This window comes from Mycobacterium sp. (assembly GCF_019247635.1).
GTDB lineage: Bacteria > Actinomycetota > Actinomycetes > Mycobacteriales > Mycobacteriaceae > Mycobacterium.
The window spans coordinates 44,913-50,915 of record NZ_JAFBAR010000060.1 but is presented as its reverse complement, the minus strand read 5'-3'; the positions used below and the strand labels follow the sequence as shown (position 1 = coordinate 50,915).

4 protein-coding genes, 1 tRNA gene and 1 pseudogene are annotated in these 6,003 nt (G+C 67.2%); 2 read left to right on the top strand and 4 right to left on the bottom strand.

Translation table 11 applies throughout. The annotated features are described in order from the left end of the window. Positions 1-881: pseudogene (locus JO236_RS08590) on the bottom strand (adenylate/guanylate cyclase domain-containing protein); the annotation flags it as partial. A gap of 341 nt (positions 882-1,222) precedes the next feature. Here JO236_RS08590 and JO236_RS08585 point away from each other — a divergent pair. Then, entirely contained in the window at positions 1,223-2,449 is a 1,227-nt protein-coding gene (locus tag JO236_RS08585) for a cytochrome P450 (protein ID WP_293327340.1), read from the top strand. 65 nt (positions 2,450-2,514) lie between these two features. On the opposite strand, the gene JO236_RS08580 is transcribed toward JO236_RS08585, so the two are convergent. Further along, on the bottom strand, positions 2,515-3,966 hold the full coding sequence (locus JO236_RS08580) for an amidase (protein WP_293327299.1): 1,452 nt from the start codon (positions 3,964-3,966) through the stop codon (positions 2,515-2,517). 148 nt (positions 3,967-4,114) lie between these two features. Between JO236_RS08580 and JO236_RS08575 the strand changes: the two genes are divergently transcribed. After that, positions 4,115-4,918, top strand: coding sequence for a mycofactocin-coupled SDR family oxidoreductase (locus JO236_RS08575; protein ID WP_293327297.1), 804 nt, complete (start codon positions 4,115-4,117; stop codon positions 4,916-4,918). Here the strand turns inward: JO236_RS08575 and JO236_RS08570 are convergent, their stop codons facing one another. After that, complete coding sequence (locus tag JO236_RS08570) at positions 4,919-5,629, bottom strand: C39 family peptidase (RefSeq protein WP_293327295.1); 711 nt, start codon at positions 5,627-5,629, stop codon at positions 4,919-4,921. A 237-nt stretch (positions 5,630-5,866) separates the two neighbouring features. Further along, a tRNA-Tyr gene (locus JO236_RS08565) sits at positions 5,867-5,950 on the bottom strand. Positions 5,951-6,003: the final 53 nt, after the last annotated feature.

Below are 6,003 nucleotides of genomic sequence, written 5' to 3'. Positions count from 1 at the left end.
AGGACGTGTTCGCAGTTGTCGACCACGAGCAGCCGCACTCTGCCTTCCAGCGCCGCGGCCACACTCTCGCGCACACTCATGCCGGCCTGTTGGGTGATGCCCAGGACCGATGCCACGGCATCGGGCACCGCCTCCGGGTCAGTTACCGCGGCCAGCTCGAAAAGCCATATCCCGTCGGGGAATTCATCGGCCAGACGCGCAGCGGCCTCGATCGCCAGGCGGGTCTTGCCCACTCCGCCCACCCCTGTCAACGTCACCAGCCGATGTGTGCGCACCGCCGTCTGCACCTCGGCGACCGCCGCGGCACGCCCCACAAAGCTCGTCTGCTGCGGCCGCAGATTTCCCGGATTGGAATCGGGCGCGCGCAGCGGGGGAAAGTCGGTCCGCAAGCCGGGCGCGCAAACCTGGTATAGCCCAACCGCGCCCGGCACATCGCGCAGCCGTCGAGATCCCATCCCAAGCAGGTCTACTCCGCTGAGCAGGCGAGCCGTCGAGTCGGCTAGCAGGACCTGACCGCCATGTCCGGCCGCCATCACCCGGGCGGCGCGGTTGAGCACCGGACCGAAATAGTCTGCCTCCCGCAGCTCCGCCTCCCCGGTCGCCAATCCCATCCGAACCGGCAACTCCAGCGCGCGCTGGGCGGTCACGGCGGCATCGACCGCACCCTTTGGCGATGCGAACGCTGCACACACGCCGTCACCGGTGTGCTTGAACAACCAACCGCCGTGTGCCTCGATCACGCTGCGCAACAGCTCGTCATGAGCGGCCAGTGCAGTCCGCATGCCATCGGCGTCGGCCTCCCACCGCCGGGTCGAGCCTTCGATGTCGGTGAACAGAAACGTCACGACACCCGAGGGCGCACCCGCCGCGGACACTCGCACAGAATCTCACAAAGATCGGCGCGTAGGCGCCCAAACCATCGCGACAAGACATACCAACACCTCACAGGCTCGGATGTTGAGAGAGCTCGGCGCGCTTCGTTGACACCCCGTGGCGGTGGCCATACATTGTTGAACAGTTGTCAGCGGCTCAAGTCCCGCGTGGCTGCACTGCAATGAGGCAGGTGAGCGATTGAGTCTGGAACCCTTCGCCGCGGCCATCGTTGCTTTCTGTGTCTTTCGAACCCGGCGCAATCCACTGGGCCATCACACCTGCCGGACTGTCACGCCCGATGGCCGGCACCACGCAGCCCGCGGCGTAGCTCAAGACTGAGGAGACCGCCATGGTTGTGAGCACCGCTCCCCCAAGCGTTTTCGACGCCGAGCTGCCGACGCTGGCCTACCAGCACACCGAGACTCCCGCGGAAGTTTATCCGAGGATTCAGGCGGCGCAGAAGCTGGCCCCCATCGCGATGGGCCCGTTCGGGCCCGAGGTGCTCTCCTACCAATTAGTCCGTTCCGTCTTGCGCGACAACCGTTTCCAGATCTCGCCGGGCATGAATCTCGCCGTGCAGGGCGTCACCTCGGGCCCACTGTGGGACAAGGTCACCAACAGTCTGCTGTGTCTGGAAGGGCCCGCCCACCAACGGCTGCGCGCCCTGGTATCCAAGGCATTCACACCGCGCGCCACCGCACGGTTGCACGACACGATAGACACCGTGTTGAACGATCTGATCGATCGTGTCGCCGAGGCGGGACACTGCGATGTCGTCGCCGACATCGCACGCCCCTACCCGGTACCGATCATCTGCGCGCTGCTCGGGGCGCCCCGCGAGGATTGGCAGCGGTTTTCACGGTGGGCCGATGACGTGTTCAAGGCGTTCAACTTCAATTTCGTTGCCGCCACAGAAGAGTCGATCGTCATGCGCGCATGGGGCGAGCTCGACGAGTATGTCGACGACATGGTCGCCCGGCGTCGAGACACCCTGACCGACGATCTGCTTTCCGACCTCATCCGCGCCGAGGATGACGGCGATCGTCTCACCCACGCGGAACTCCGCATGCTCGCGGCGGGCCTGCTGCTGGCGGGGACGGACACCACGCGTAACCAGGTCGCCGCATCGATTCAGGTGTTGTGCGAGCATCCGGACCAGTGGGAGCTCCTCAAGGCGCGCCCGGAATTGGCGTTCCGGGCGGTCGAGGAAACCATGCGTCATTCGCCGATAGCCGGGGGCACCATGCGCGTCTTGGCCGAGGACGTCGAACTAGGCGGTTGCCTATTCCCGGTCGGAACGATGGTGCTGGTGAATACCGCTGCGGCCAACCGGGATCCAGCGGTCTACGATCACCCGAACCGCGTGGACATCACGCGCGAGGGAGCGCCGGCCATATTGACGTTCGGCGGCGGCGTGCACTACTGCCTGGGCGCCAACCTGGCCAGGCTCGAGATCGCCGAAGCCTTGCGGATTGTCGCGCAGCGGCTGGTCAACCCACGAATCGCGGGGCCGGCGCCATGGAAGCCGATGGTCACTCTGAGCGGACCGATAAGTCTGCCCATCAGGTTCGGCTAGGCCGCTTCGGGCGGCCGCGGTGTTGCTCGTCGGTCGGCAGCAGGACGGCGGTCACCACCTGCATGTCAGGATCGGATAGGCGGCGGAGGCTGATACGACGCCCAGGGGTGCGCCGATTCCAGTTGGGCGGCAACGCGAATCAGCACGTCTTCCCGACCGTAGGCGGCGGCGAGCTGAACACCGATCGGCAGACCTTCGGCGTTGCGGTGCAGGGGCAGGCTGATCGCCGGCTGGCCGCTCATGTTGAACGGCGGTGTGAACGCGGCGAACTGCCCGGCGCGACGCATCGGTGCGGTCGGATGCTCGGGGTCGTTCTCGAATTCGGTTAGCGGCAAAGGCGGTTCGGCCACCGTCGGGGTTAGCAGCAGGTCCCAGCCGCCGGCCCACCACTGCTGCAGCGCACGCCGGAAGGCCCAACCTTCGGCCTGGGCGATGGCATAGTCGACGGCGGTCAACCGCCGCGCCTGCTCGACGAGCGCCCAGTTCACCGGCTCGATCTCCGCTGCGGTTACCTCACGCCCGATCGTCTCGCCGATCCCGCGCGCCGCCAGCGCCATCTGCGTCGCCCACTGGGCCATGAACTTGTACGGCAGCGTCGTGTCGGCAAGACATGCCGGCCACGCTGGCTCGACGACGTGTCCAAGGCCCTCAAGCATCGACGCCGCGGAGCGAACCGCCGCGATGCAGTCATCGTGCAGGAACTCACCGCGCGGGTGGACGTCGAGCAACCCGACGCGCAACCGACCGGGGTCGGCACCGACTTCATCGAGGTAGGGCCGCTGCGGCGGCGGCGCGATCACGCTGTCGCCCACGCCGGGGCCGCGGACCGCGTCGAGCAACCCCGCCGTGTCGCGCACGGTGCGGCTCAGGCCCAGTTCGACCCCGAGCCCGGCCTCGGAGCGCGTCGGCCCGACCGTGATCCTGCCCTGGCTCGGCTTGAGTCCCACCAGCCCGCAGCACGATGCCGGGATGCGGATGCTGCCACCGCCGTCGGACGCGTTGGCGAACGGCACCATTCCGGCGGCGACGGCGGCTGCGGCGCCCCCACTCGACCCGCCGGGTGTGCGCGCCAGCGCCCACGGGTTGCGGGTAGGTCCCCAGGCCAGCGGTTGTGTGGTCGGCAGGCTGCCCAGTTCGGGACTGTTCGTCCGTCCGGCTATCACCAGACCGGCCGCTTTGAACCTGGCCACCAGGGTGGTATCGGTGGTGTCGATCTTGGCCGCCTCTTTCAGCGCGATGTTGCCGTTCGACAGGGTCTGACCGGCGAAGCTCGTATAGAGGTCCTTGAGCAGGAATGGGACGCCGCGGAACGGCCCGTCAGGCAGGTCCGGATCGGCGGCGATCAACCGGGCATGCTCGAACCACTCGATCACCACGGCGTTCAGCGCGGGGTTCGATTGTTCGATCCGCTCGATCGCGGCGTCGAGGAGTTCGCTCGGCGCGACCTCGCCCTTGGCCACCAGCGCCGCCTGGTCGATGGCATCCATCCAGCGTGTCTCGTCGGCAAGCGCGGTCATGGCTCCCGGTTTACCACGACCGCTCCTCGGTCCGAGGCGGGCGTTGCGGTGGTGCCCGGTACGGCTGAAGACCCCGGCGGCCGGTCCGTCCTGGCCGCGGTCGCGGGTGTGATCGGGTGACGCGGCACGGCTGCTAACGTCGCCGTTCATGGGAGCCTTGGACGGACGGGTCGCCTTGATCACCGGAGGCGGTCGAGGTCAGGGACGCGCACATGCGTTGACACTGGCGGCCGAAGGGGCGGACATCGCCGTCGCCGATGCGCCCGGTCCGATGACGGACCTGACCTACCCGCTGGGTACCGAGGACGACCTACGTGAGACTGCCAAGCTGGTCGAAGAGCTGGGCCGGCGCTGCCTGCCGCTGGGCCTCGACGTGCGCGATCCGGCCCAAGTCGGCACCGCGGTCGAGCGGACGGTGCAGGACCTGGGCAGCCTCGACATCGTTGTGGCCAATGCGGGCATCGTCAGCACCGGTCCGCTGGTCGACGTCAGCGACCAGGTTTGGCAGCAGCTGCTGGATACCAACCTGAGCGGCGTTTTCCATACTTTGCGGGCAGCGATACCGGTGATGCAGCGCCAGCGCTTCGGCAGGATCGTCGTCACCTCCTCGATGGGCGGCCGGATGGGAATCCCCGAGTTGGCGGCGTACAACGCAACCAAGTGGGGGGTGATCGGGCTGGCGAAATCCGTCGCGTTGGAGGTCGCCAAAGAGGGCATCACGGTCAACGTCGTTTGCCCGACGACCACCCAGACACCGATGGTGCAGCCCGCCGACACCGACGACGTTCCCGACGATTTGGTGCGCCGCATGATGCGGGCCAACCCGATACCTCTGCCGTGGCTGCAACCCGAGGACGTCAGCCGCGGAGTGCTCTACCTGGTTTCCGACCCCGGGGTGATCACCGGCAGCGTCCTCGAGATAGGCCTCGGCGGCAGCGCCCGCATCCACTGACTATTTAACTTTGACGGTGTCGGCGGTGACAACGAGCATGTTGTTGCTTGTGGCCCAAGCCTTTTCGAAGGTGGCGAGGGGGACCTGCTCGTCGCGGCCCGTGTCGATGCCGCTGTCGTTGAGGTGCACCACACCGGCCTGGGTGTCGATGCCGGTCACCACAACCGCGTGGTCGGGGTCGGTGGTGTCCCCGGACATGTTCCAGATCGTTTCGGCGTTGACGCCGGCGATTACAGCGTGGCCCTGGGCCAGGTACTGCTCGAGCGCCGTCAGCCCGGTCGCCAGGCCGGTCTGGCTCTGCGTCTTGCTGTCGGTGAGTGTCGCCTTGACGTTGTAGTGCGCCAGCAGCTTGGGCAGGTCCTCGGGTGAGATGCCCATGCCGATCGAGATGGGGCCCGAATGGACGGTGCTGCGCATGGTGGCCGACGCCGCCCAGATGGCCGTCTCAGAGGGTTCGCTGCCCGTCATCTGCCCGACCACATCAGCCGCGGACATCGGCCCGCAGTCTTCGAGGTGCTGGTGGCGCCACCACTGGGCGGCCTCGGTCGGGTTGCCGTACAACGTGGAGCCTTGGGTGGCGTTCGGGGCCGGGCTCTGCGGGGCGGCATGGGCCGCGCCGGCGAATCCGACCAGTGCAGCGGCGGCTGCCGCGGCCAGCAGCCCGGTTTGGCCGGCCTTGCGGGCCGCGGCGACGATCTTGTTGTTGATCATGGTTTTCGGTCCTTTTCTCGAGCCGCGCGGCGGCGTGTCGGTGCGTCAAGAAAAGGTTCTGCGGCGGCCCTTAAAGGATCATCGGCGGAAACTTGGCGCGCAGCTCACGGACGTTTTTGTCGGGGTCCGCCGGTGGTCCTCGCTCGGCGTCGCCGACGTAACGGCACTGCGAAAAAATCGCTTGAGATTCGCGGTGCGGTTACGCTCGCGCACCGGTGATCACACTCTCTGACGTGGTGGTGGCAGGTACTGGATTCGAACCAGTGAAGCTTTCGCGACGGATTTACAGTCCGCTCCCATTGGCCGCTCGGGCAACCTGCCGCCTAGCAGGGTACAACGAGCGGGTAGACAGGGCACAAACCGCTGGCACGCGA

Excerpts from the sequence above, each read along its gene's own strand:
- JO236_RS08570 (WP_293327295.1), bottom strand. The coding sequence starts at position 5,629 with ATGATCAACAACAAGATCGTCGCCGCGGCCCGCAAGGCCGGCCAAACC.
- JO236_RS08580 (WP_293327299.1), bottom strand. The coding sequence starts at position 3,966 with ATGACCGCGCTTGCCGACGAGACACGCTGGATGGATGCCATCGACCAG.
- JO236_RS08585 (WP_293327340.1), top strand. The coding sequence starts at position 1,223 with ATGGTTGTGAGCACCGCTCCCCCAAGCGTTTTCGACGCCGAGCTGCCG.
- JO236_RS08575 (WP_293327297.1), top strand. The coding sequence starts at position 4,115 with ATGGGAGCCTTGGACGGACGGGTCGCCTTGATCACCGGAGGCGGTCGA.